The following is a 21,638-nucleotide window of genomic DNA, read 5'->3' as shown; positions in this document are numbered from 1 at the left end:
GACAACCTAGCCCAAGAAATACTAACGTTATTATATAAACCCGACAGAAACGAAAATACTTTTTGTTTTAAGGTCTTTCATAAAGATGAACAATCACAAAAAGATTAGAGGGTATGGCGGGACTATTATTGGCCAAGTATTACTACCATTGTTTTTCACCTATTTATACCAAAACTACATATAGTCTACACCAAGCCTTACAAGCATTAACTATATAGTTTTGCAACAAAATTTAATTTTATTTAAAATATTTTCATTTAGCTATTGACAAATTAAATTTCGAACTGTACATTTGACACCAAGAAAGAAAATAATGCAATTACAAAACACATATTACTTTGGTTACTTTTACTATTTTAGTAAGAGCCGGGGCTAGTATGTACAAAACGATAGATAAAAATATTAAAAGTATATAAAAAGTCCCGGCATAACGCCGGGACTTTTTTTGTTTAACGCCACCAAAAGCAACAATGAAAACAAAAAAACCTAGAGTAGCCATACAAGGCATTAAAGCATCTTTCCATGAAGAAGCAGCATTTAAATTTTTCGGTAGAGATATCGAAACTATAGAATGTAATTCTTTTAAACAAACTTGCGAAAAACTGGAAAAAGGTGATGCTGATTTTGTAATTATGGCCATAGAAAACTCTATTGCTGGTAGTTTATTACCCAATTACACCTTAATTAGAGATTATAATTTTACGGTAATGGGCGAAGTTTACCTGCCAATTCAATTGCACTTGATGGCTTTGCCAGGCGTAGAGTTTAAGGATATTAAGTTTGCTACCTCCCATCCTATTGCCATTAGACAATGTGTTGATTTTTTTGACGACTACCCAAACATTCAGGTAATGGAAAGTAGCGACACGGCGGCTTGTGCAAAAAAAATTAGAGATGAGCAATTAACCGATACCGTAGCTATTGCAAATACTTTGGCAGCAGAACTTTATGGCTTAAACATTATAGAACGCAGAATTGAATCGAACAAAAAAAATTACACTAGGTTTTTGATTTTACAACGCGAAAAAGTGGAAGATTCGCAGGAAATTAATAAAGCTTCTATTTGTTTTCAGGTAGGCAACCATGTAGGCGCACTAAGCAAAGTGCTTAATATTTTTGCCGAGCTTAACGTAAACTTAACTAAAATCCAATCTATGCCGGTGCTGGGCAAAAGAAACGAATATTACTTTTATATAGATATGGAATGGGCTAACATGGAAAACTACGACACTGCCATTAGAAAAGCACTTAAATACACAGTTAACTTTAACATTATGGGCGAGTATCAGAAAAACGACAAGGTATAGCCCGCAAGTTAAAATCCTCTAAAGTTTCTAATCAAAAAAACGAACAACGAATAACAAACAACGATAATAAAAACGTAACACTTACATAAAATGAAATTAGATTTAAACATTCAGCCATTAAACACTTGGGTTAACATCAAAAACGAACCCTTAATTATCTCTGGTCCTTGCAGTGCAGAAACTGAAGATCAGTTATTATCTACCGCACATTTACTAAAAGCTACTGGAAAAGTTAGCGTATTAAGAGCTGGTATTTGGAAACCACGTACTCGTCCGGGAGAATTTGAGGGTATTGGCAGTATTGGTTTAGAATGGTTAAAACGTGCTAAAGCAGAAACTGGCTTGCCAACAGCCGTTGAAGTAGCAAATGCTAAACACGTAGAGGAAGCTTTGGCAGCTGGTGTAGACATTCTTTGGATTGGCGCTCGTTCGACTGTAAATCCTTTTACGGTACAAGAAATTGCTGATGCTTTAAAAGGTGTAGACATTCCTGTATTGGTTAAAAACCCTATCAATCCTGATGTACAACTTTGGGTTGGTGCATTGGAGCGTATCAACAAAGCAGGTATTACAAAGTTAGGCGCTATTCACCGTGGCTTTTCATCGTTCGAAAAAAGTGCTTTCCGTAACGAACCAATGTGGGAACTTGCAATCCAGTTAAAGACGTTATGTCCAGAATTGCCAATTATTAACGACCCTAGTCACATTTGCGGTAACAGAGAATTAATTCCTTACATTTCTCAAAAAGCATTGGATTTAGATATGCAAGGTTTAATGATTGAATCGCATATTGATCCGTCTGTAGCTTGGACTGATGCAAAACAACAAGTTACACCGGCTGCTTTAGAAGAAATGGTAAGCAGATTTTCTTTGCGTAAACCAGAATCTAAAAACGAAGAATTTGCAGATAAATTAGCTGATTTACGTAAGCAAATTGATAAAATAGACGACTTAGTAATTCAGAAATTAGCAGAGCGTATGGCAATTACGCAGAAAATTGGCGAATTTAAAAGAGATAACAAAGTAACTATTCTACAGGTTAACCGTTGGGATGAAATTATGCAAAAACGCACGGCTTTTGCAAAAGCGTTGCAACTTGACGTTAATTTTACCGAGAAGTTTTTAGAATTGGTTCACGGCGAATCTATCCGTAGACAAACTGAGATCATGAATGCAGGCAAAGCCGAAAAAGGTATCGCGGCAGAAGCACATGCAGAGGTAAAATAGTCTGATAGACTGAAAGTGAAAAGCGTATTGCGATTAACGTGAATTTGCGCCAAATGCAATACGCTATACTAATTTAACTAAGAATATATGTCTAAAAATGTATTGCTTTCCTTTAATGGAAACAGACAAATTGATGCCGAAATAAAACTTACGGGCTCTAAAAGCGAATGCAATCGTGCATTGGTAATTAGTGCATTAAGCAAAGGAACCGTTAGTGTAGATAATCTTTCCGATGCTGCAGATACAGAACTGTTGGTAAAGAGTCTAAAGTCTGTAGTAAACAGTCCTGAGTCCTTAGTCGATAGTTCAGACTCGAATCCAAATACTCCAGACTCCGGACTAACTACTCAAGACTCGCAACTGATAGACATCGGCCCTGCCGGAACAGCTATGCGTTTCTTAACAGCTTTTCTATCCATCCAGCCGGGAAGTTTTACCTTAACAGGCACCGAAAGGATGAAACAAAGACCAATTGGCATTTTAGCTGAGGCTTTAAAAGCAATTGGCGCAGATATCAGCTATTTAGAAAACCACGGCTTCCCTCCTTTGCAAATCTCCGGTCCATTAAAACAAACCAACAATTCGGTTAAAATTAAAGGTGATATAAGTAGTCAGTATATTTCGGCTTTGCTAATGATCGCCCCAGCTTTAACACAAGGATTAACCTTAGAAATTGAAGGTGATTTAACTTCTAAACCGTATGTAGACATGACTTTGGCCATGTTAGCGCAAGTTGGCGTTAATCATGTTTGGGAAGAAAACAAAATAGGCATTGCCAAGCAGGATTTTAATAGCGCAAAACTTTACGTAGAACCAGATTGGAGCGCAGCTTCTTACTGGTATGCCATTGCAGCTTTGGCAGACGAAGCAAGTATTTTCCTACCGGGATTAAATGGTTATAGTTTACAAGGCGATAGCAAGATTACCGAAATCATGGCCAATTTTGGCATTACCTCCCAATTTAAAGATGGAGGTGTTTTCCTTAAAAAGGACGCTAAACCATTGTCGAGAAAAATTTTCGATCTTAAAGAATGTCCAGATTTGGCACAAACCATAATTGTAGTTTGCGCAGCACTGGGGCACGACTGTACTTTTACTGGTTTAGAAACTCTAAAGATTAAAGAAACCAATCGTGTTTTGGCTTTACAAACCGAGCTTGCAAAAATTGGCGTTAAACTTATTGAGAAAAACTTAAGTTACAAGTTAGATTGCTCAGGTTTGTTCTTTCCCGAAAAGATGTTCATCAATACCTACGAGGATCACAGAATGGCAATGGCATTTGCACCGTTAGCACTAAAAATAAAGCAATTAGAGATCGAAGAAAAAGAAGTGGTAAATAAATCTTATCCTTATTTTTGGAAAGATCTGGAGAAAGCTGGATTCGAAATTTCAGAGCAAGGATAAAAGAGCAAGGACTACAGATTAAGCTTTACATAAACCAAAACATCAAAAATCATAAATCTAAAATTAATATGGCAGGCAACTCTTTCGGACAACTATTTCGCATTAGCACTTTTGGCGAATCTCATGGCGTGGCCATCGGTGTAATTCTAGACGGCTGTCCGGCTGGATTGGATATTGATCTAGATTTTATTCAATCAGAGCTCGACAAGCGTAAACCTGGGCAATCAAAAATAACTACTCAACGTAAGGAAAGTGATACGGTACAAGTTCTCTCAGGCATTTTTGAAGGTAAAAGTACTGGAACACCGATAAGTTTATTAATACCAAATGAAGACCAAAGATCTAAAGATTATGGTCATAATGTTGATGTTTATAGACCTAGCCATGCCGATTATACTTATGATGCAAAATATGGCATCCGCGACCATAGAGGTGGTGGAAGATCTTCGGCTAGGGAAACCGCAGCCAGAGTTGCTGCTGGCGCTATTGCAAAGTTGTTTTTAAAACAGTTTGGCATACAGATATTTGCGCATGTAACAGCTGTTGGAAAAATTAACGCACCAAATTTTAACACAGACGATTTAGATGAAGCTTTAGCGTTGCGTGAAGATAATATCGTTCGTTGCGCAGATCCGGCAACAGCTAATGAAATGATTGACTTTATAGATTCAGTTCGTAAAGACGGAGATACTGTTGGGGGGAAAGTAAGTTGCATAATAAAAAATTGTCCAACAGGTCTTGGAGAACCAGTTTTTGATAAACTACACGCAGATTTGGGTAAAGCGATGCTGAGTATAAATGCGGTGCATGGTTTCGAATACGGTTCTGGGTTTGCCGGTAGCGAGATGCGAGGATCTGAGCATAACGATGTATTTTTAGCAGGCGATAAACCTAAAACGTTAACCAACTTTTCGGGTGGTATACAGGGTGGCATTAGCAATGGAATGGACATTACTTTTGTTACTGCGTTTAAGCCGGTTGCAACCATCATGCACAATCAGCAAACTATTAATGCAGCTGGAGAGCAGGCAGAAATTAAAGGCAAAGGTAGGCACGACCCTTGCGTTGTACCAAGAGCGGTAATTATTGTCGAAGCAATGGCAGCATTAGTGCTGGCAGACCATCTGTTAAGGCAAAGAGCAAATAGAATTTAGCGATGAGACATTTAATTATTTTTATCTTCTTTATAAGTTTCGGCGCAAATGCGCAAAACTATATTACTAAAATTGAAGCGCATAGAGCAAACTATAAAGCTGATTTTCTTAAAGAAGAGCGTTCGCCTTTAAAACAAGAAGATTTAAAGCACCTACAGTTTTTCGAACCTGACAGTGCATATCTCGTTAACGCAAAAGTTAAAATTCTAAAGAATGAGAAAATCTTTAAAATGCCCACCTACGACGGCACGAGTAAAGAATTTATCCGCTATGCGAATGTAACATTTAAACTAAAAGACACTGCCTTAACACTTACGCTATACAGAAACATCAGTTTAATGATGAATCCTGCTTACAAGGATTTATTATTCTTGCCGTTTACAGATTTATCAAACAATAAAACAAGTTATGGCGGTGGCCGGTACATAGATCTTGATTTAAAATCTATAAGGAAAAACAAAATTGAGATCGATTTTAATAAGGCCTACAATCCTTATTGTGCTTACAGCGACGGATATCGTTGTCCAATTCCGCCAGAAGAGAACGATTTAGACATCGCTATTTCTGCGGGAGAAAAGGTATATACCGGGGAGAAAAAACATAAGTAGACCAATCGTGTACCTTTGCTAAAAACATCACAATCTATTTATTTAAATTTAATTAAAAATTAAACAATAAAGATATTATTTTTACTCAAAATAGATAGAAATGAAAAAGATCTTGTTATTGCTGTTACTTGTGTTAAGCGTAATATTTACCAATGCCCAAACTGCCTGGATAACAAAAAAATTAGACGAAAAAATTTCTGTAAAGTTTCCGGAAGAACCAACTAAAACAACCAAAACAGCTTCTGAAAGTTATGTCTTTAAAGGTAAAGACAGTATTCAATACAGTGCCACTGTACTAGATTACAAAATATTAGCTAATCTAGACTCGGCTACCTTAGCGCCGTTAAAAGATTCGCAACAATTTGCAGACCAGATGATGGCCGGAATGGCATCGCAAAAACCAAATTACACATTTGGCGAAGCAAAAATTGGCAAGTGGAAAACGTATACCAATTATACTTTTTCGGGAGTTGATAATTCAACTAAAAAACAATTATCTGTACAAATGATTTTAATTGGAAGCAAAATGTATGCATTAACGTGCTTGGTACCAGATAAAATCGTTACAAAAAACGACGGCCTATTTTTAAATTCTGCTGAATTATTAAAGTAAAAAGTTCCATCTACCGATAAAAAAAGCATTCGCAACAAAAACAAAACTCTGCTGTTATTAATTATTAGTTAATCCATTTTAAATAATTTTTAACAACTATCTTTAAACAATGACTACTTACACCTGCCTAATTGTTGATGATAACGAGATTGAACGCGATGCTATTGAAATGTTTGTTCGGAAAATTGAACGATTAGAAATCAAGTCGATTTGCAAAAACGCGATAGAGGTTTCGAATGTGTTAGCAACGCAGTCTATAGACATAATTTTTTCTGATATAGACATGCCAGATTTATCAGGTATTAGCCTAGTTAAAAGTTTAAAAAACACGCCTGCTGTAATATTTATAACCTCATTTAGCGATTACGCAGTACAAAGTTTCGATGTAGACGCCATTGATTTCATTGTAAAACCCGCAACTTTCGACCGAATTTTAAAAGCGAGCAACAAGGCTATAGCGTATTTAGACTTAAAAGCTAAAGCTGAGAAGTTTCCTGTTGTTGAGCAAGAAGAACAAAACGGCGATGATTACTTTTTTATTAAGGAAACTAAAGGATATACCAGACTTACCTACGAAGAGGTTATTTATATAGAAAGCATGGGCGATTTCTCCAAAATATTTACGGCAGATAATATGTATGTTACACTAGTTAACCTCAAAAACCTTGAACGACAGCTACCCGCAAACTTTGTACGTGTGCATAAACAGTTTATTATAAACACCAGCTCAATTGTAACAGTTGCGCCTACAGAAGTTTTCCTAAATAACGATTTCTCTGTACCGTTAAGCATTAATGCAAAACAAGAATTAATGGACAAAATTACTGCTAAAACTATCTCTAGACATTATAAGTAAGTTTGCTAATTTCGTTTAACTAATCGATTATTTTTTAAACTTTCGTTTAATAGGTATGCTACAAAGTTTAGAAGAAATTTGGCTAGAGCGTTAATTTTTGCAAAGTTCATTTTTTTGAGGATTAATTTATAGTAGCAATTTCCTAAAAAAATTCTTAACAATTTAAGCTAATCGATAAAGCTATAAACTTAGTCGATATACCAATGCCTGAATAGATTTACTTGTGAAGTGGCAATTTTAGGGTAAGCATACTTCCGGTTCCATCGCTTTCAGCCGTTAGTTTGCCTTTCATCAACTCAGAAAACTTTTTACAAAGTGTTAATCCAACGCCGGTACCCTTTTCATCGTTGGTTCCTCTGGTGGTTTTACCTGTTTCGGTATAAATAGAATTATTTACCGCTTCTATTTGTTGCAAAGACAGCCCAATCCCGGTGTCTTCAATCGTAATGTTTACAAAGGATTGCTCCAAATAAGCCGAAACAAGAATATTGCCATTGTTAGGTGTAAATTTTATAGCATTACTAATTAAATTTCTAAGCACCAGCGAAAGCATGTTTGCATCGGTGTAGCAAATAATGTTATCTCCTACGCTACTGCTCAACTCTATATTTTTCTCTTTAGAACTAGTGTACATTGTATTAATAACATCGTTAACACAAAATTTAACATTAACCGGTTCAAATATTGGTTTGAAACCTTGCATCTGGCTCGACGCCCAGTTTAACAGGTTTTCCATCATAGTAGAGGTATGACCCAAATTATTTTTAAGCAAGCCAGCGTACTTAGTTAATTTTTCTTGACTAATATTACCGTCTTCCAACAGATGGATAATGGAAATTAAAGAATTTATTGGGGCACGCATATCATGACTAACCACGCTAAAAAGACGATCCTTGACCGAACTTAATTTTTCTAATTCTAGCTTTTGCTGAGAAACAACCTGGTTAAGCCTAACCGATTTTCTATGCGAAAAAAATACTACAATAGCCGATGTTAGTAGAATTATAGCTAGAATACCGAGAAAAAGATTAATATTCTTATTGAAGCGAAGTTCTGTTTTTTGCAGATTAATTTGCTTGTCTTTTAACTGCTTATCTAGAGACGATTTATACTGTTGCTGTTTTAACAAGTTAGTCTGCTCGTGCTTATCGTGTTCTAGCTCGGCTTGTTTCTGTAAAAATGTTAGGCGCTGTAAAGTTTTCTCTTTGTCGCTTAAGGCAAGTTGTTGACTCTTTAAAGTTAACACCTGTTCTTGTTGCTTTAAGTTTGCGTCTGTTAACTGTTGCCTTAACTGGTATTCTCGCTCTTTAACACCAAAATCAAGCTGTAGCTGTTTACGCGTTATTTCCCTTTCTTTTTCTTGGTTAAATAGTTTCTCCTTACTAGTTACATAACTTTTGTAAAAATGTAAAGCTTTATTAAAATTACCTTGGTTTTCGGCAATTTTGCTTAAAACTTCATAAGCATCACGTTCGATAACATAATACTTATTAGCCTCCCCTATTTTTAACGCATCTTTTGCAAGCTCCTCAGCTAACTTTAAATTATTTTCCCGCTCATAAAATTTCGCAAGCACAGCTGATGACAAGCCTACATAATACTGCCCCGCCAGCTTTTTGGCATGTAACAAAGAAAGTTTGTAAGATTCTAAAGCTGTATTTTTATCGCCCATTGCTTCGCTAACAGCACCTTTAACATCGTAGTTGGCCACAACAAGCGATTTCATATCACCTTCTGTAGCAATCTGCAAACTTTTGGCGATATAGTTAAGCACCTTTTCGTTTCGCTGAGATTTTTCTACGCCTAGCTGTTTTAAGTCTTCATCACTCGCACCAAAGTAAGATCGCCCAAGGTTATTATATATTAATCCCATGCCATAAGGACTGTTATTTAGCGCTGTGAATATTTTGAGCGCTTTATCAAGGTAAGCAATGGCGGTTTTGTGCTGATTTAAACTGGTGTAAATTCCAGCTATATTAATATAACAAGAAGCAGTACTGCCCAAATCGCCCAGTTTGTGAAATATCGCCGTGGCTGCCAAATTTGCATCCAGTGCTTTAGAATAATCAGATAAGTTATTGTAAAGCGCAGCCAAGTTCAAGTAATTACTAGACAATCCTTCCAAATAATTTACTTCGGTTGCTTTTTGCAAACTCAATTTGTAAAATTCTTCCGCTTTATACAGTGAGCCTAAAGAGTGGTAATGAAACCCGGTGTAATGATAGGCATCCGCCAGACGAGCACTGTTTTTCAACTTAATAGCTAGCTTAATACTCCTACTAGAATAGTTAATAAAAGTTTCTTTGTCTACAGCATAATTATAAGTTTTGATTAAAATTTTGATATAGGTATCTAGCTTTTCGTTATCTTCTTTTAAATAAGCTTTATCACGTTGTATTAAACTATCTAACTTCTGTATCCGTGTGCTATTTTGAGCAAATAAGTTTGCATTTCCGCCTAAAAAAAGGAACAGCGCTATGAGTAATGTAAATAGGAAACGATTTGAGTAAATCTCTAAAAACCTGAGCGACATAATTATCAACGAGCGTATTAAACGTTGAAGTTAATTACTTTTTCTACATTTTCAATCATATTCTTAACTATTAAGCAAATACACAAGTTGTTAGAGGCCATTTTCACAAAAAAAGGTGCAATTAAAAATTGCACCTTGTAAAATTAATTTCGCGTTAGCCTAAAAAAGCTTTGGAAATTTATTCGGATTTGCTTCATGCATCATAGCATAAGCACTCTCAATAATATCATCTAAAGACGGCTTGCTAAAATAATCTCCATCAGATCCATATGGAGGCCTGTGTGCCTTTGCAGTTAGCGTTTTAGGCTGCGCATCTAAGTGGTAATAACCGCCCTGCACTTCTAAAATTTCTTGTAAAATAAATGCACTTGCGCCTCCAGGAACATCCTCGTCAATTACTAAAAGCTTATTTGTTTTTTGTAAAGATGTTTTGCAAAGCTGATCTGTATCAAAAGGCAATAAAGTTTGTGGATCGATGATTTCCACTGAAATCCCCAATTCCGCTAATTCTTCTGCCGCTTCCTCTACAATACGCAAGGTAGAACCATAACTTACTATAGTAATATCCGTTCCGTTTCTAATAATTTCGGCTTTGCCTAATGGCACGGTAAACTCGCCAACGTTATCAGGCAGTTTTTCTTTTAAACGATAGCCATTTAAACACTCCACCACCAAGGCCGGTTCATCAGATCTAAACAACGTGTTATACATCCCCGCTGCCTTTGTCATGTTTCTAGGCACACAAATATGCATGCCACGTAAAGCACCCAAAATCATCCCCATTGGGCTACCAGAATGCCAAACACCTTCTAGGCGATGTCCACGGGTACGCACAATAACCGGTGCTTTTTGTCCCGCTTTGGTACGATAAGATAAACTTGCCAAATCATCACTTAAAATATTAAGTGCGAAAAGTAAATAATCTAAATATTGAATTTCGGCAATGGGACGTAGGCCACGCATAGCCAAACCAATTCCCTGGCCAACAATAGTCATTTCTCTAATGCCGGTATCCGTTACTCTTAATTCGCCAAATTTAGCCTGTAAACCGGCAAAACCTTGGTTTACGTCGCCAATATTACCTAAATCTTCTCCAAAAGCAACCAAGCGTTGATCTCTAGCAAAATTCGAATCGAAACAAGCATTTAAAAGCTCTCTGCCATCAATCATTTTACCATCATTGGTATAATCTGCATCGATAACGTCAACTAAAAACGGACTTTCTTTGCCATCTGTAAATAGTTTTGAACTGTATTTTTCTTCGTTAATACCTGCTTGTTCCTGGTACCATTTGATTAAAACATTGCGTTCTTCAGATGGTTGGTGTGCACTTTGGCGGATAGCTTTTCTTGCAGACGACATTACTTCTCTACGCAATGCATCTGGTGTAGAAGCCAGTTGGGCTGCAATTTTTGTTAATCCTGCATCGCCATTGGCAAAAGCATTAATCATATTGATAACCTGACTCTGCTCTTGTTTTATAAGATCTAAAAAGTCGTTCCAAGCTTCTTTTTGCACATTACGCACAAACTTTTTCGCCTCTTCTTCCAAACTATTTAGCTCATCTTCATTTGCAATGGCCGATTCGATCATCCATTTGCGCATTTGCGCAATACAATCATGTTCTCGTTCCCATTCTAAACGCTCCTTGTTTTTATAACGTTCGTGCGAGCCAGAGGTAGAATGGCCTTGAGGTTGTGTAACTTCCGTAACATGAATTAGAACGGGCACGTGTTCTGTTCTGCAAACTTCGATTGCTTTTTGGTAGGTTTCGCATAAAGCGGGATAATCCCACCCTTTTACTTTAAATATTTCGTAGCCATTAGTTCCCTCCTCACGTTGGAAACCTTTTAAGATCTCGGAAATATCCTCTTTTGTAGTTTGATATTTAGCCGGAACAGAAATTCCGTAACCATCATCCCAAACAGAAATAGCCATAGGAACCTGCAATACACCGGCTGCATTTATCGACTCGAAAAACACACCTTCTGATGTAGATGCGTTGCCAATAGTACCAAAAGCAACTTCATTTCCGTTTACAGAAAAATTCTTCAGATAATCTAGTTCTGGATTTTGTCTGAATAATTTGGATGCGTAAGCCAAACCAACTAAGCGAGCCATTTGTCCGCCAGTTGGCGCAATGTCCGACGAACAGTTTTTAATATCTGTTAAATCCTTCCAAGTGCCGTCATCATTTAAAGAACGGGTTGCAAAATGACAATTCATTTGTCTACCTGCTGAAGATGGATCGGCATCTACACTTGGGTTAGCGTATAATTGGGCAAAAAATTCTTTGATTGTAGAAATTCCAGTTGCAAACGCAAAAGTCTGATCGCGATAGTACCCCGAGCGCCAGTCGCCTTTTTTAAAAGCTTTTGCCATTGCTAACTGAGGTACCTCCTTACCATCGCCAAAAATACCAAACTTAGCCTTGCCCGTTAACACCTCCCTACGACCTAATAAACTGGCCTGCCTGCTTTCAAAAGCAATTCGGTAATCGTCTATTACAATGCGTTTAAAGTCTTCAAAACTTAATTCTGATGTGTCAATTTGATTACTGGTAAGCTTGCTATCTTTCATCATAAGCAAAATTGGTTAGGCAACAAAGATACAATTTTTGATAAACTTGCCTCCTACCTTAGTGTAATATAAATAGTGGAATACTTTTTGATTACTTCTATTAAATTATTAAGTTTGTTAAAACACAAAGATCATGAAAAAGTTAATTTTAGTAGTTGCATTAGTATTTAGCATAGGTTTAGTATCAAAAGCTCAGAGCACGCAAGGCGAATTTAAATTTGATTCTGAGTCGTTCGATTTTGGTAAAATTGCCCTAAATAAAGCAGCAGTTCATACGTTTAACTTTACCAATGTAGGCGATGCGCCTTTAATTATTTCGAAGGTAGAAACTACTTGTGGATGTACGGTTTCTGAATATACCCAAACACCTGTTAAAAAAGGAGAAAAAGGATTTGTAAAAGTTACCATTACACCAACCGGTGGTGCTTTACCTTTTAATAAGGCCGTAACTTTAACTTCTAACGCCAGACAAGCTACCAAAGTTTTGTACATTAAAGGTATTGCTGTAGAAGGAAGTGTTAAGTAAAATTTTAAACATATTGTTTTAAAACCCCGTAATTATCACGGGGTTTTTTATTTTTGTACCATGCCAAACATATCAGAAAAGGGGCTACAAATGCCCGCTTCACCCATCAGAAAATTAACACCTTTTGCCGATAAGGCTAAAGCAGCAGGAAAAAAAGTTTACCACTTAAATATCGGCCAGCCAGACATTGCCACACCAGAAGGCATGTTAAATGCAATTAAAAACATCGATTTTGATGTTTGGGCCTACACTCCTTCAGAAGGTACTTTGGCTTACAGAAAAAAACTTACAGAATACTATAATAAGTTAGGTTACAACATTACGCCAGAAAATATCTTGGTAACGGTAGGTGGTTCTGAGGCTATAACTATTGCTATGCAAACCTGCGTTAATGAAGGTGATGAAATTATCATTCCTGAGCCTTTTTACGCAAACTACAATGGTTTCGCGTGTATGAGTAATGTTGTGGTAAAACCTATTTTATCCTACATAGAAAATGGATTTGCGCTTCCTCCTATTGCTGAGTTTGAGAAGTTAATTACTCCTAAAACAAAGGCCATCATTATATGTAACCCTAATAATCCTACCGGATACCTTTATTCTAAAGAAGAATTAGAAGCCTTAAAGGCTTTATGCTTAAAGTACGACCTATTCTTATTCTCTGACGAGGCTTACCGCGAGTTTTGCTATGATGGGCGTGAGTTTATTTCTCCGATGCATTTGGATGGATTAGATGAAAACGTAGTAATAATGGATACGGTTTCTAAACGCTATAGTGCCTGTGGCGCACGTTTAGGCTGCTTAATTACTAAAAACAAGGAAGTTATAGCGTCTGGATTAAAGTTTGCACAAGCTAGGTTAAGTCCAGGTATGGTAGAGCAAATTGCTGGTACCGCTGCAGTTGATACGCCGGATAGTTATTTTGAAGAAGTAAATATAGAATATACTTTACGCAGAGATACTTTGGTAAAACGCTTAAATGACATGGATGGCGTTTTCTGTCCTAATCCGGGTGGTGCATTTTACGTAGTGGCAAAATTCCCAATTGATGATGCGGATGCTTTTTGCCAATGGATGCTAGAAAACTTTGAGCGCAACGGAAGCACTGTAATGATGGCACCTGCTACTGGTTTTTATTCTAGCCCAGGTTCTGGCAAAAACGAGGTTCGTATGGCCTATGTTTTAAACACTGCCGATTTAAACGGAGCAATGGATTGCTTGGAAGTTGCTTTGAAACAATATCCGGGAAGAACAGTTTAAGCGTTTTAAATAAAGAAAAATCGGTTAGTGGAAATTGTTCGCTAACCGATTTTTTGTTTTAGACCTGTCATTATTCGCTTATGGCTAAGCTAAAAATACCTAGTTTGCCAATATTAAAAAACTGTAAAATACTATCTTTATCCTATTGCTGTTTGTTAACTTTTAAATAAGCCTATGTTTTTAATTAGAATGTTATTTCTTTTTTTCGGATTTCTGTATATAAGTTCATCTTGTATTGCGCAGCAGCCTAAAGCAATTTTACAAGACAGCGCTAAAATAAACGAAGCATTATTGTTAAGAGAGCAACAGCAGAAACGTATCGACTCTTTGGTAAAAGTACAGTTGCAAAGAGAACTTGCTGGAGCAACTGGAAACGTACAAAAAACACGAGAACTAGAGGCTAAACTGCGCACTATTGCAGTAAGTGATTCGCTTAGGCACATAGCTCAAATCGAGAAGCTGAATAAACTAAAGAAAAATGCAAGGGGCTATCCAGTTGTGCTTAATAGGGATACCTTATTTAACATATTTACACGTACTGGCTCTTTTAATGCTAGAGATAGAGCTAGAGCAATTTCGATTAAAATTACCAAATTATACGAAGACCCTTTCTTTAAGCCCGATTCGTTATCTGTTGTAGAAAACGAAGGAAGTTTCGATCTCATTTATAACAATACAGAAGTTATTGTGAGCATTGGCAATTTAGATGGCTTATGGTTTGGCAAAGAGAACATTCAACTGGCCAACGAATATTTAAGCATCATAAAAAAGCATATTATTGAAGAACGTAGTGCGCACAGCTTAACAAATCTTTTAAAGCGTATTGGTTTAGCAGCCTTAATTATTCTTCTATTGGGCATTGTAATTTATGCACTTAATCGAATATTTAGAGGCGTAGCTGGCTTTATTTCCACTAATAAAGAAAAATATCTCAACGGACTTAGGTTAAAAAAAATAAAGATTATTACCCCTGATCATTTAGCCACAGCGCTACTTAAACTAAGCACTATTGTTAAGATTTTGCTGATCGTTCTTATATTCTACCTATCACTTCCGCTACTGTTTAGTATTTTTCCAGAAACAGAAGCGCTTACCGGAAAAATGCTTAACTTGATTTTAGATCCGTTAAGATCTGCCGGTAAGGCAACCTTGGCATACCTACCAGATTTGTTTAAAGTCATTGTAATTTACTTAATCTTCAGGTATTTACTTAAAGGCATTAGATACTTCTTCTACGAAATAAAGCTCGGCAACATACAGTTTAAGGGGTTTCATGCAGAATGGGCTATACCAACATTTAATATTTTAAGGTTTATTCTCTACGCCTTTATGCTGGTAATTATCTTTCCGTTTTTACCGGGTTCAAGTTCTCCAGCTTTCCAAGGCGTATCTGTATTTTTGGGTATTTTGATATCGTTGGGTTCTTCAAGTGCGATTGGAAACATTGTTGCCGGCTTGGTTATTACTTACATGCGCCCATTTCGTGTAGGAGATCGTGTTAAGATTGGAGATGTGGTTGGCGATGTGGTAGAAAAATCGATGTTAGTAACACGAATAAAAACCATTAAAAATGAAGATATAACCGTACCCAACTCAATGGTACTTTCTAGCTCAACTGTAAATTATTCCAGTCATACTAAAAATGAAAAACAAGGACTGATTGTACATTACATAGTAACCTTAGGTTATGATGTTCCTTGGCAACATGTTTATGACTTACTTATCGAGGCTGCATTAAAAACTGAATTTGTAATTCAAGATCCCAAGCCATTTGTGTTACAAATTGGATTGGAAGACTTTAATATCTCCTACCAGATAAATGCCTATACAAAAGAAGCAAACAAACAGGCTTTAATCTACAGCAAACTGTTAGAAAACATACAAGATGTGCTCGGTAAAGCGGGTATTGAAATTATGTCGCCAAATTATCATGTAGTTAGAGACGGCGGTAAAGAATAATTTATCTGTGTTGAGTTAGCGCAACGAAACGTTGATTTGGCATTTAATTTGTATATTTGCTGTGAAGTAATGGATAAAAGAACAAAGATCAAGGATTTGATTAAAAAATTTTAACCTTCTACTTTTGTACTACATGGGGCCGTTTTGGATTTGACAGGGTGGCGCTGAGTATGTTAGCATGCAGTGCGTTGTACGGAGAGCACTTTAAAGAGAACGTTCAAAACAATAATTGGCGAAAATAACTACGCCTTAGCTGCCTAATTTAGAATTACGTAAGCTTTTGTCTCGCTAACTGCCGCAATGTTAGGTTAGCATCAGAGGCATCGAAATAACAATGCTAGCTTTTGTAGAGGTACGATGCAATTGCGAAATGAAGTACATAAGGAGAAAGTTTAGGTCGGTTTCCAGCCCGACAGATCCCGACAATTAATTGGAAAATAAGCATGTAGAAGGCATAATTTATCACACAACTGGACAAGGGTTCGAACCCCTTCGGCTCCACAAAGCCATCCTAATTCGGATGGCTTTTTTTATTTCTCTTAACGAATATTTAACTAAAGCTCACAAATTTATAGTCAAACTTGCTAAATATAAAAACGAAATGGCATGGCTATAAACTTTCTTTTATATTTAATAAAATTTAAAAGATATGACCTCACCTAACGAAAACAAAAAACTAACCAAGGCCCACTTTATTATTTTTGGATTAATGATTTTGGCCTTTGCTGCGTATGGCTATTACGAACTTGTACTAAAAACCAAGTTGAATGGAGCAACTTTAATTGACAACCCAACAGCACAAGCAATTTCTGTAAAAATAGACGGTAAAACCTATGAGATACCCGCAAACAGCTTTGTAAAAGCAGAGTTGGAAATAGGTGCACATAAAATTGATTGCCAAGCATTTGGCATTGTCAATCAGGATTTGACATTGGAACCTACAGAATACGGTGTAATAAATCCAACAAAGTCTAAATATGTAACGTATAATATCATCTTTACCAAGAAGGATTTAAGGGATCAATTTAAACCATACGATGTAGAAGGCAGAGAAATATACTCCCTTTTAGGTGCGCCAGAAGTGAGCACGGCTTTGTTTATTCCTGATAGAACGCTTGGAAAGGGCAACATTGATGTAAAAGAACCTAGTACCCAAACTTATAATAAAATGAACCAGGACTATGCTTATTTAAGTAAAATTTTTAGGTTGAAAGAATTCTTCGAGTTTTACGATAAAAACAACAAATAGCACAATTATAGAGATCGCTTGCGTTTACCGCAAGCGATCTTTTTTTATGCTGAAAATCTCTACAATAAGCCTCAAAATTCAACAATATATCGTGCAAATGGTAACATTCAGCTTATCGAAGCAGCAAGTTCTTCTCTTTTTTGCTTTATAAATCCTTCTTTATCTTTTCTAAGCTCATTTAACATCTCTTTTCTATCTGGCGGAAGCGTGAAATATTTATCGGCCCATAAATTTATTTCTATCATCATTGGCAATAAATCTATTCCTTTTTGGGTTAGCTTATAAAGCACCTTAGCTTTACTTTCTGGGTGTTCTTGTTTGGTAATTACGCCATTATCTTCTAACATTTGTAACCTCGAAGCCAGAATATTGGTAGCTATCTTCTCTTCAGATTTTAAAAAATCGCCATAGGTGCATTGTTTGGAAAACATCAAATCCCTAACAATAAGTAACGACCACTTATCTCCCCAAATATCTAAAGAGCTACTAATTGGACACTCAGATCTTTTTTTCGTAGTTGACATAAAATATTTTTTATAAAAATCACTTGCAAAATGAAAGTTGTTTATATATTTGCACTTGCAAAACGCAAGCAAAATTAAAAAATTAAATTATAGATACAATGGAAACAGCATTAATCTTTAAATCATACAGTCAAAATGGGCTCAATTTAAACAATCGCATGGTAATGGCACCAATGACTAGGAGTCGGTCGGCAAATGCTGAAAATGTTGCTACAGAACTTACGGCGCTCTATTATAAACAACGTGCTAGTGCAGGGTTGATTATTACCGAAGGAACTTTTGTTAGTAAAGAGGCAGTTGGCGTAATTAATGTGCCTGGCATTTACAGCGACCAGCAGGTAAAAGGTTGGAAATTGACTACAGATGCTGTGCACCAAGAAGGGGGAAAGATATTTGCCCAGCTTTGGCATACGGGTGCATATTCGCATCCCGAATTACATGATGGGAAAAAGCCATTGGCTCCCTCAGCTGTAAATCCACAACAACAAGTATTTACTTCAAAAGGATTTCTGCCTTCCGAATCCCCGCAACCAATGACTATCGAAGACATTAAAAGAACAATAAATGATTTCAAAAAAGCAGCGATAAATGCTTTCGAAGCAGGCTTTGACGGAGTTGAGCTGCACGGAGCAAATGGCTATCTGCTACAACAGTTCTTCAGCAAAAACAGTAACCACCGAACAGATGAATATGGGGGTTCTATTGAAAACCGAGCAAAAATTCTATTCGATATTTTAGATGAATTGAAGCTTGCAGTTGATATTAAAAAAGTAGCAGTTCGTTTAAATCCTTCTCTAAACGGGATTATGGGTATTCTTGTAGACGATGAAACCAAGGCCATTTACAACTATATTGTACAAAGACTTAATGATTACGGCTTGGCATATATTCATTTGATAGAACCATTTACAGATGTTTCCGAAATTCCAGACGCCATCCAAGAAGTAGCCAAGCATTTTCGTAAAATATTTAGTGGTACGATTATCATCAATAGAGGTTTTAACAAAGAAACCGCTGAAAAAGTATTACAAGATGGCGATGCAGATATGGTGTCTTTTGGTGTTCCCTTTATCGCAAATCCTGATTTGGTAAAGCGATTTAAAACAGACGCCACACTTAATCAAGCTGATCAAGCAACTTTTTATACGCCAGGTGAAAAAGGATATACAGACTACCCTGAAATTGATAATTAATTTTTTGTGCAACCAGACGGGCTTTGTGGTATATCCCCGATAAAAATCGAGGGATGCCACTGTAATCCCTGTCGCAGACAATCAATATAAAAAATAAAAAAATGAAAACAACGGAAAATACCATATTTATAAGTGGCGGTAGCGCCGGAATTGGTTTGGAAATAGCAAAAAAATTTAGCGAAGCAGGTAACAAGGTTATTATTAATGGCCGAGATAATGAACGCCTTCAAAATGCTTTGAAACAGTTAGATAATGTAACTGCGATACAAGGAGATTTATCAGTAAAGGAAGACAGATTGAAAATTGCTGAAGAATTGAATAGTAATCATCCCACTTTAAACATCATTATTAATAACGCAGGTGCCGCTTTTATTAATGATTTAAGCGACGTAAACAATAACTCTGCTGAAAAAGCATATCAAGAAATGAATACCAATTATATTAGTGTTATTGATTTTACATCTGCAATGTTGCCGAAATTATTAAAACAAAAAGAAGCCGCAATTATCAATGTTTCGTCTATAGCCGTATTTAGATCTAATAAGTACTTACCAACGTATTCGGCAAGCAAAGCAGCTCTACACAGTTACACTCAAGGGTTAAGGGATACGTTTGCCGAAAATGAAAACCTGCATATTTATGAAGTTTATCCGCCTTTGGTAAACACTGATTTTTCAGCAGAAATAGGTGGTGCCAGTGGCATTCCTCCAGCAGAGGTGGCCGACGAGTTATTTGTTGCTTTGTCTAAAAACCAATTTGAAGTGCCAGTGGGCGATAGCAAAAAGATACATGAGTTGGTGAATCCAATTTCAGATCAAGTTCCTCATTAATTAAACTATTAATACCGAGCTAAAATGAACTTGCAAGGAAAAACAATATTGATAACCGGTGGCGCATCTGGAATTGGATTAGAAGCTACAAAACAGTTTTTGGCCATTGGCGCAACAGTTATTATTACAGGCAGAAATGAGGAGAAGTTAGCGGCAGTGAAAAGAGCGTATCCTGCCGTAATTGCTATAAAAAGTGATGTATCAAAAGAAGCCGATGCAAAAATGCTTTTTAATGAAGTGGAAAAATTAGGCGGTATTGATATCTTGTATAATAATGCTGGTGTTGGTGTTAGTCCATTAAATTTGGGTATTGCTAATGAAAAACATTTTGAAGGTGCTGTTTATGAAATGGAAGTTAATTATCTAGGCGTTGTAAGACTAAATAACATTTTCATGCAAATGCTAAGCACTAAAAATGAAAGCGCTATAATCAACACTACTTCTATACTAAGCATTGTGCCATCCATAATCGAAGCTACCTACTCATCGTCGAAAGCTGCCTTGTCTTTTTATACAAAATCGCTGAGAACTCATCTAGAAATTATAAAAAGTAATATCAAGGTTTTTGAATTACTACCTCCAGTTGTAGACACGGCGATGGTTGCGGAGAGAGATGGCAAAAAACTAAGTCCACAGCATTTGGTAAAAGACTTGATAAAAGGACTACAAAAGAACAAGTACACCATTCGAGTAGGCGATACTAAAACACTCTATTATCTTAACCGCTTTTTTCCGAAATTGGCATTTGGTTTAGTAAATGCTAAAAAATATTACAACTCCCTAAAATAAAATCACCACCGTTACAACATATAATGAAAGCATATATTTTAAAACGATACAATAAGGAAGCTAAGCTTGAACTAGCGGACGTGGCAAAACCTTTGGTAAAAGAAAATGAAGTTCTAATAGAAATTTTTGCTGCCGGCCTTAATCTATTGGATTCGAAATTAAAAAAAGGAGAATTTAAATTATTACTACCTTATAAGTTGCCTTTAATTTTAGGGCACGATTTAGCTGGGGTAATTAAAGAAATCGGTAAAAATGTAAGAGATTTTAAGGTTGGCGATGAAGTTTATGCCAGGGCATCCGACTATCACATAGGAACTTTTGCCGAATACATTTCTATCGACGAGCAAGATGTTGCACTAAAGCCAAAAAACCTTAGTATGGAAGAAGCTGCATCAGTTCCCTTAGTTGGTTTAACAGCTTGGCAAGCATTAGTAGAAAAAGCAAAGCTGAAAAAAGGTCAAAAAGTATTTATACAAGCTGGTTCTGGCGGTGTTGGCACCATCGCCATTCAATTAGCAAAATACTTGGGCGCCACAGTTGCCACTACAGCTAGTGCCCACAATTTCGAACTTGTAAAGCGTTTAGGCGCCGATGTAATGATAGATTACCGAAAGGATGATTTTGAAACCGTGCTAAAATATTACGATGTGGTTTTGAATAGCCAAGATGATAAGACTTTATTCAAATCTTTAAACATACTTAAGCCCAATACTAAACTTATTTCTATATCCGGTCCACCGGATGTTGATTTCGCCAGAGAAATCGGTTTACCGTGGCTAATGAGAATCATTATTTACTTTTTAAGCAGAAAGGTTAGCAGACGGGCGACAAAATTGGGTATTGATTATTCATTTCTATTTATGAAAGCAAGTGGTAAACAGTTAGCCGAAATTACTTCGCTAATTGAGCAAGGCCATATTAAGCCAGTTGTAGACAAAATTTTCACATTTGACGAAACTAACGAAGCTTTGGAGTACATAGAAGCGGGCCGAAGTAAAGGAAAAGTAGTAATTAAGATTAAATAGC

18 protein-coding genes and 1 other RNA gene are annotated in these 21,638 nt (G+C 36.5%); 16 read left to right on the top strand and 3 right to left on the bottom strand.

Going from position 1 to position 21,638, the window contains the following annotated elements; translation table 11 throughout:
* Positions 1 to 470: 470 nt before the first annotated feature.
* From DUT69_RS17900 to DUT69_RS17870, 7 genes are all read left to right on the top strand, one after another.
* Positions 471 to 1,307 carry a prephenate dehydratase gene (locus DUT69_RS17900; RefSeq protein ID WP_113654650.1) on the top strand — a complete coding sequence of 279 codons (837 nt, stop codon included), beginning with the start codon at positions 471 to 473 and terminating at the stop codon, positions 1,305 to 1,307.
* A 90-nt stretch (positions 1,308 to 1,397) separates the two neighbouring features.
* A complete protein-coding gene (locus tag DUT69_RS17895) occupies positions 1,398 to 2,534 on the top strand; it encodes a chorismate mutase (RefSeq protein ID WP_113654649.1) in 1,137 nt (378 codons plus the stop codon).
* An 87-nt stretch (positions 2,535 to 2,621) separates the two neighbouring features.
* Complete coding sequence (gene aroA, locus DUT69_RS17890; protein ID WP_113654648.1) at positions 2,622 to 3,938, top strand: 3-phosphoshikimate 1-carboxyvinyltransferase; 1,317 nt, start codon at positions 2,622 to 2,624, stop codon at positions 3,936 to 3,938.
* 68 nt (positions 3,939 to 4,006) lie between these two features.
* Positions 4,007 to 5,092: a chorismate synthase gene (aroC, locus tag DUT69_RS17885; RefSeq protein WP_113654730.1), complete on the top strand. Its 1,086-nt coding sequence runs from the start codon at positions 4,007 to 4,009 to the stop codon at positions 5,090 to 5,092.
* A 2-nt stretch (positions 5,093 to 5,094) separates the two neighbouring features.
* On the top strand, positions 5,095 to 5,700 hold the full coding sequence (locus DUT69_RS17880) for a DUF1684 domain-containing protein (protein WP_113654647.1): 606 nt from the start codon (positions 5,095 to 5,097) through the stop codon (positions 5,698 to 5,700).
* Positions 5,701 to 5,800: 100 nt separating this feature from the next.
* The gene (locus DUT69_RS17875) at positions 5,801 to 6,313 is read left to right on the top strand and encodes a hypothetical protein (RefSeq protein WP_113654646.1); all 513 of its coding nucleotides are present in this window, start codon (positions 5,801 to 5,803) and stop codon (positions 6,311 to 6,313) included.
* A 109-nt stretch (positions 6,314 to 6,422) separates the two neighbouring features.
* Positions 6,423 to 7,169, top strand: coding sequence for a LytR/AlgR family response regulator transcription factor (locus DUT69_RS17870; RefSeq protein ID WP_113654645.1), 747 nt, complete (start codon positions 6,423 to 6,425; stop codon positions 7,167 to 7,169).
* 217 nt (positions 7,170 to 7,386) lie between these two features.
* Here DUT69_RS17870 and DUT69_RS17865 read toward each other — a convergent pair whose 3' ends face one another.
* Together DUT69_RS17865 and DUT69_RS17860 are read right to left on the bottom strand one after the other, a co-directional pair.
* The gene (locus tag DUT69_RS17865; RefSeq protein WP_113654644.1) at positions 7,387 to 9,702 is read right to left on the bottom strand and encodes an ATP-binding protein; all 2,316 of its coding nucleotides are present in this window, start codon (positions 9,700 to 9,702) and stop codon (positions 7,387 to 7,389) included.
* Between the two features lie 159 nt (positions 9,703 to 9,861).
* Positions 9,862 to 12,285 carry an alpha-ketoacid dehydrogenase subunit alpha/beta gene (locus DUT69_RS17860; protein WP_113654643.1) on the bottom strand — a complete coding sequence of 808 codons (2,424 nt, stop codon included), beginning with the start codon at positions 12,283 to 12,285 and terminating at the stop codon, positions 9,862 to 9,864.
* A gap of 130 nt (positions 12,286 to 12,415) precedes the next feature.
* Between DUT69_RS17860 and DUT69_RS17855 the strand changes: the two genes are divergently transcribed.
* From DUT69_RS17855 to DUT69_RS17835, 5 genes are all read left to right on the top strand, one after another.
* Positions 12,416 to 12,808 carry a DUF1573 domain-containing protein gene (locus DUT69_RS17855; RefSeq protein ID WP_113654642.1) on the top strand — a complete coding sequence of 131 codons (393 nt, stop codon included), beginning with the start codon at positions 12,416 to 12,418 and terminating at the stop codon, positions 12,806 to 12,808.
* A 60-nt stretch (positions 12,809 to 12,868) separates the two neighbouring features.
* Positions 12,869 to 14,068 carry a pyridoxal phosphate-dependent aminotransferase gene (locus DUT69_RS17850; RefSeq protein ID WP_113654641.1) on the top strand — a complete coding sequence of 400 codons (1,200 nt, stop codon included), beginning with the start codon at positions 12,869 to 12,871 and terminating at the stop codon, positions 14,066 to 14,068.
* A 174-nt stretch (positions 14,069 to 14,242) separates the two neighbouring features.
* Positions 14,243 to 16,027 (top strand): mechanosensitive ion channel family protein, encoded by a 1,785-nt coding sequence (locus DUT69_RS17845; RefSeq protein ID WP_113654640.1) that lies wholly within the window; start codon positions 14,243 to 14,245, stop codon positions 16,025 to 16,027.
* A gap of 135 nt (positions 16,028 to 16,162) precedes the next feature.
* Positions 16,163 to 16,531, top strand: a transfer-messenger RNA (tmRNA) gene (gene ssrA / locus DUT69_RS17840).
* Between the two features lie 145 nt (positions 16,532 to 16,676).
* On the top strand, positions 16,677 to 17,276 hold the full coding sequence (locus DUT69_RS17835) for a hypothetical protein (RefSeq protein ID WP_113654639.1): 600 nt from the start codon (positions 16,677 to 16,679) through the stop codon (positions 17,274 to 17,276).
* A 107-nt stretch (positions 17,277 to 17,383) separates the two neighbouring features.
* Here the strand turns inward: DUT69_RS17835 and DUT69_RS17830 are convergent, their stop codons facing one another.
* Positions 17,384 to 17,800, bottom strand: coding sequence for a winged helix-turn-helix transcriptional regulator (locus DUT69_RS17830; protein WP_113654638.1), 417 nt, complete (start codon positions 17,798 to 17,800; stop codon positions 17,384 to 17,386).
* A 98-nt stretch (positions 17,801 to 17,898) separates the two neighbouring features.
* On the opposite strand from DUT69_RS17830, the gene DUT69_RS17825 reads away from it, so the two are divergent.
* From DUT69_RS17825 to DUT69_RS17810, 4 genes are all read left to right on the top strand, one after another.
* Positions 17,899 to 18,993, top strand: coding sequence for an alkene reductase (locus DUT69_RS17825; protein WP_113654637.1), 1,095 nt, complete (start codon positions 17,899 to 17,901; stop codon positions 18,991 to 18,993).
* Between the two features lie 101 nt (positions 18,994 to 19,094).
* The gene (locus tag DUT69_RS17820; protein ID WP_113654636.1) at positions 19,095 to 19,823 is read left to right on the top strand and encodes an SDR family oxidoreductase; all 729 of its coding nucleotides are present in this window, start codon (positions 19,095 to 19,097) and stop codon (positions 19,821 to 19,823) included.
* Positions 19,824 to 19,847: 24 nt separating this feature from the next.
* Positions 19,848 to 20,612 (top strand): SDR family oxidoreductase, encoded by a 765-nt coding sequence (locus tag DUT69_RS17815; RefSeq protein WP_113654635.1) that lies wholly within the window; start codon positions 19,848 to 19,850, stop codon positions 20,610 to 20,612.
* Positions 20,613 to 20,635: 23 nt separating this feature from the next.
* Positions 20,636 to 21,637, top strand: a complete 1,002-nt coding sequence (locus DUT69_RS17810; protein WP_113654634.1) for an NADP-dependent oxidoreductase — start codon at positions 20,636 to 20,638, stop codon at positions 21,635 to 21,637.
* The last annotated feature ends 1 nt before the right edge of the window (position 21,638 follow it).

Source organism: Pedobacter namyangjuensis (genome assembly GCF_003313325.1).
In the GTDB taxonomy this organism is placed as follows: domain Bacteria; phylum Bacteroidota; class Bacteroidia; order Sphingobacteriales; family Sphingobacteriaceae; genus Pedobacter; species Pedobacter namyangjuensis.
This window is presented reverse-complemented; position numbering and strand designations above follow the sequence as displayed.

Excerpts from the sequence above, each read along its gene's own strand:
- DUT69_RS17900 (WP_113654650.1), top strand. The coding sequence starts at position 471 with ATGAAAACAAAAAAACCTAGAGTAGCCATACAAGGCATTAAAGCATCT.
- DUT69_RS17895 (WP_113654649.1), top strand. The coding sequence starts at position 1,398 with ATGAAATTAGATTTAAACATTCAGCCATTAAACACTTGGGTTAACATC.
- aroA (WP_113654648.1), top strand. The coding sequence starts at position 2,622 with ATGTCTAAAAATGTATTGCTTTCCTTTAATGGAAACAGACAAATTGAT.
- aroC (WP_113654730.1), top strand. The coding sequence starts at position 4,007 with ATGGCAGGCAACTCTTTCGGACAACTATTTCGCATTAGCACTTTTGGC.
- DUT69_RS17880 (WP_113654647.1), top strand. The coding sequence starts at position 5,095 with ATGAGACATTTAATTATTTTTATCTTCTTTATAAGTTTCGGCGCAAAT.
- DUT69_RS17875 (WP_113654646.1), top strand. The coding sequence starts at position 5,801 with ATGAAAAAGATCTTGTTATTGCTGTTACTTGTGTTAAGCGTAATATTT.
- DUT69_RS17870 (WP_113654645.1), top strand. The coding sequence starts at position 6,423 with ATGACTACTTACACCTGCCTAATTGTTGATGATAACGAGATTGAACGC.
- DUT69_RS17865 (WP_113654644.1), bottom strand. The coding sequence starts at position 9,702 with ATGTCGCTCAGGTTTTTAGAGATTTACTCAAATCGTTTCCTATTTACA.
- DUT69_RS17860 (WP_113654643.1), bottom strand. The coding sequence starts at position 12,285 with ATGATGAAAGATAGCAAGCTTACCAGTAATCAAATTGACACATCAGAA.
- DUT69_RS17855 (WP_113654642.1), top strand. The coding sequence starts at position 12,416 with ATGAAAAAGTTAATTTTAGTAGTTGCATTAGTATTTAGCATAGGTTTA.
- DUT69_RS17850 (WP_113654641.1), top strand. The coding sequence starts at position 12,869 with ATGCCAAACATATCAGAAAAGGGGCTACAAATGCCCGCTTCACCCATC.
- DUT69_RS17845 (WP_113654640.1), top strand. The coding sequence starts at position 14,243 with ATGTTTTTAATTAGAATGTTATTTCTTTTTTTCGGATTTCTGTATATA.
- DUT69_RS17835 (WP_113654639.1), top strand. The coding sequence starts at position 16,677 with ATGACCTCACCTAACGAAAACAAAAAACTAACCAAGGCCCACTTTATT.
- DUT69_RS17830 (WP_113654638.1), bottom strand. The coding sequence starts at position 17,800 with ATGTCAACTACGAAAAAAAGATCTGAGTGTCCAATTAGTAGCTCTTTA.
- DUT69_RS17825 (WP_113654637.1), top strand. The coding sequence starts at position 17,899 with ATGGAAACAGCATTAATCTTTAAATCATACAGTCAAAATGGGCTCAAT.
- DUT69_RS17820 (WP_113654636.1), top strand. The coding sequence starts at position 19,095 with ATGAAAACAACGGAAAATACCATATTTATAAGTGGCGGTAGCGCCGGA.
- DUT69_RS17815 (WP_113654635.1), top strand. The coding sequence starts at position 19,848 with ATGAACTTGCAAGGAAAAACAATATTGATAACCGGTGGCGCATCTGGA.
- DUT69_RS17810 (WP_113654634.1), top strand. The coding sequence starts at position 20,636 with ATGAAAGCATATATTTTAAAACGATACAATAAGGAAGCTAAGCTTGAA.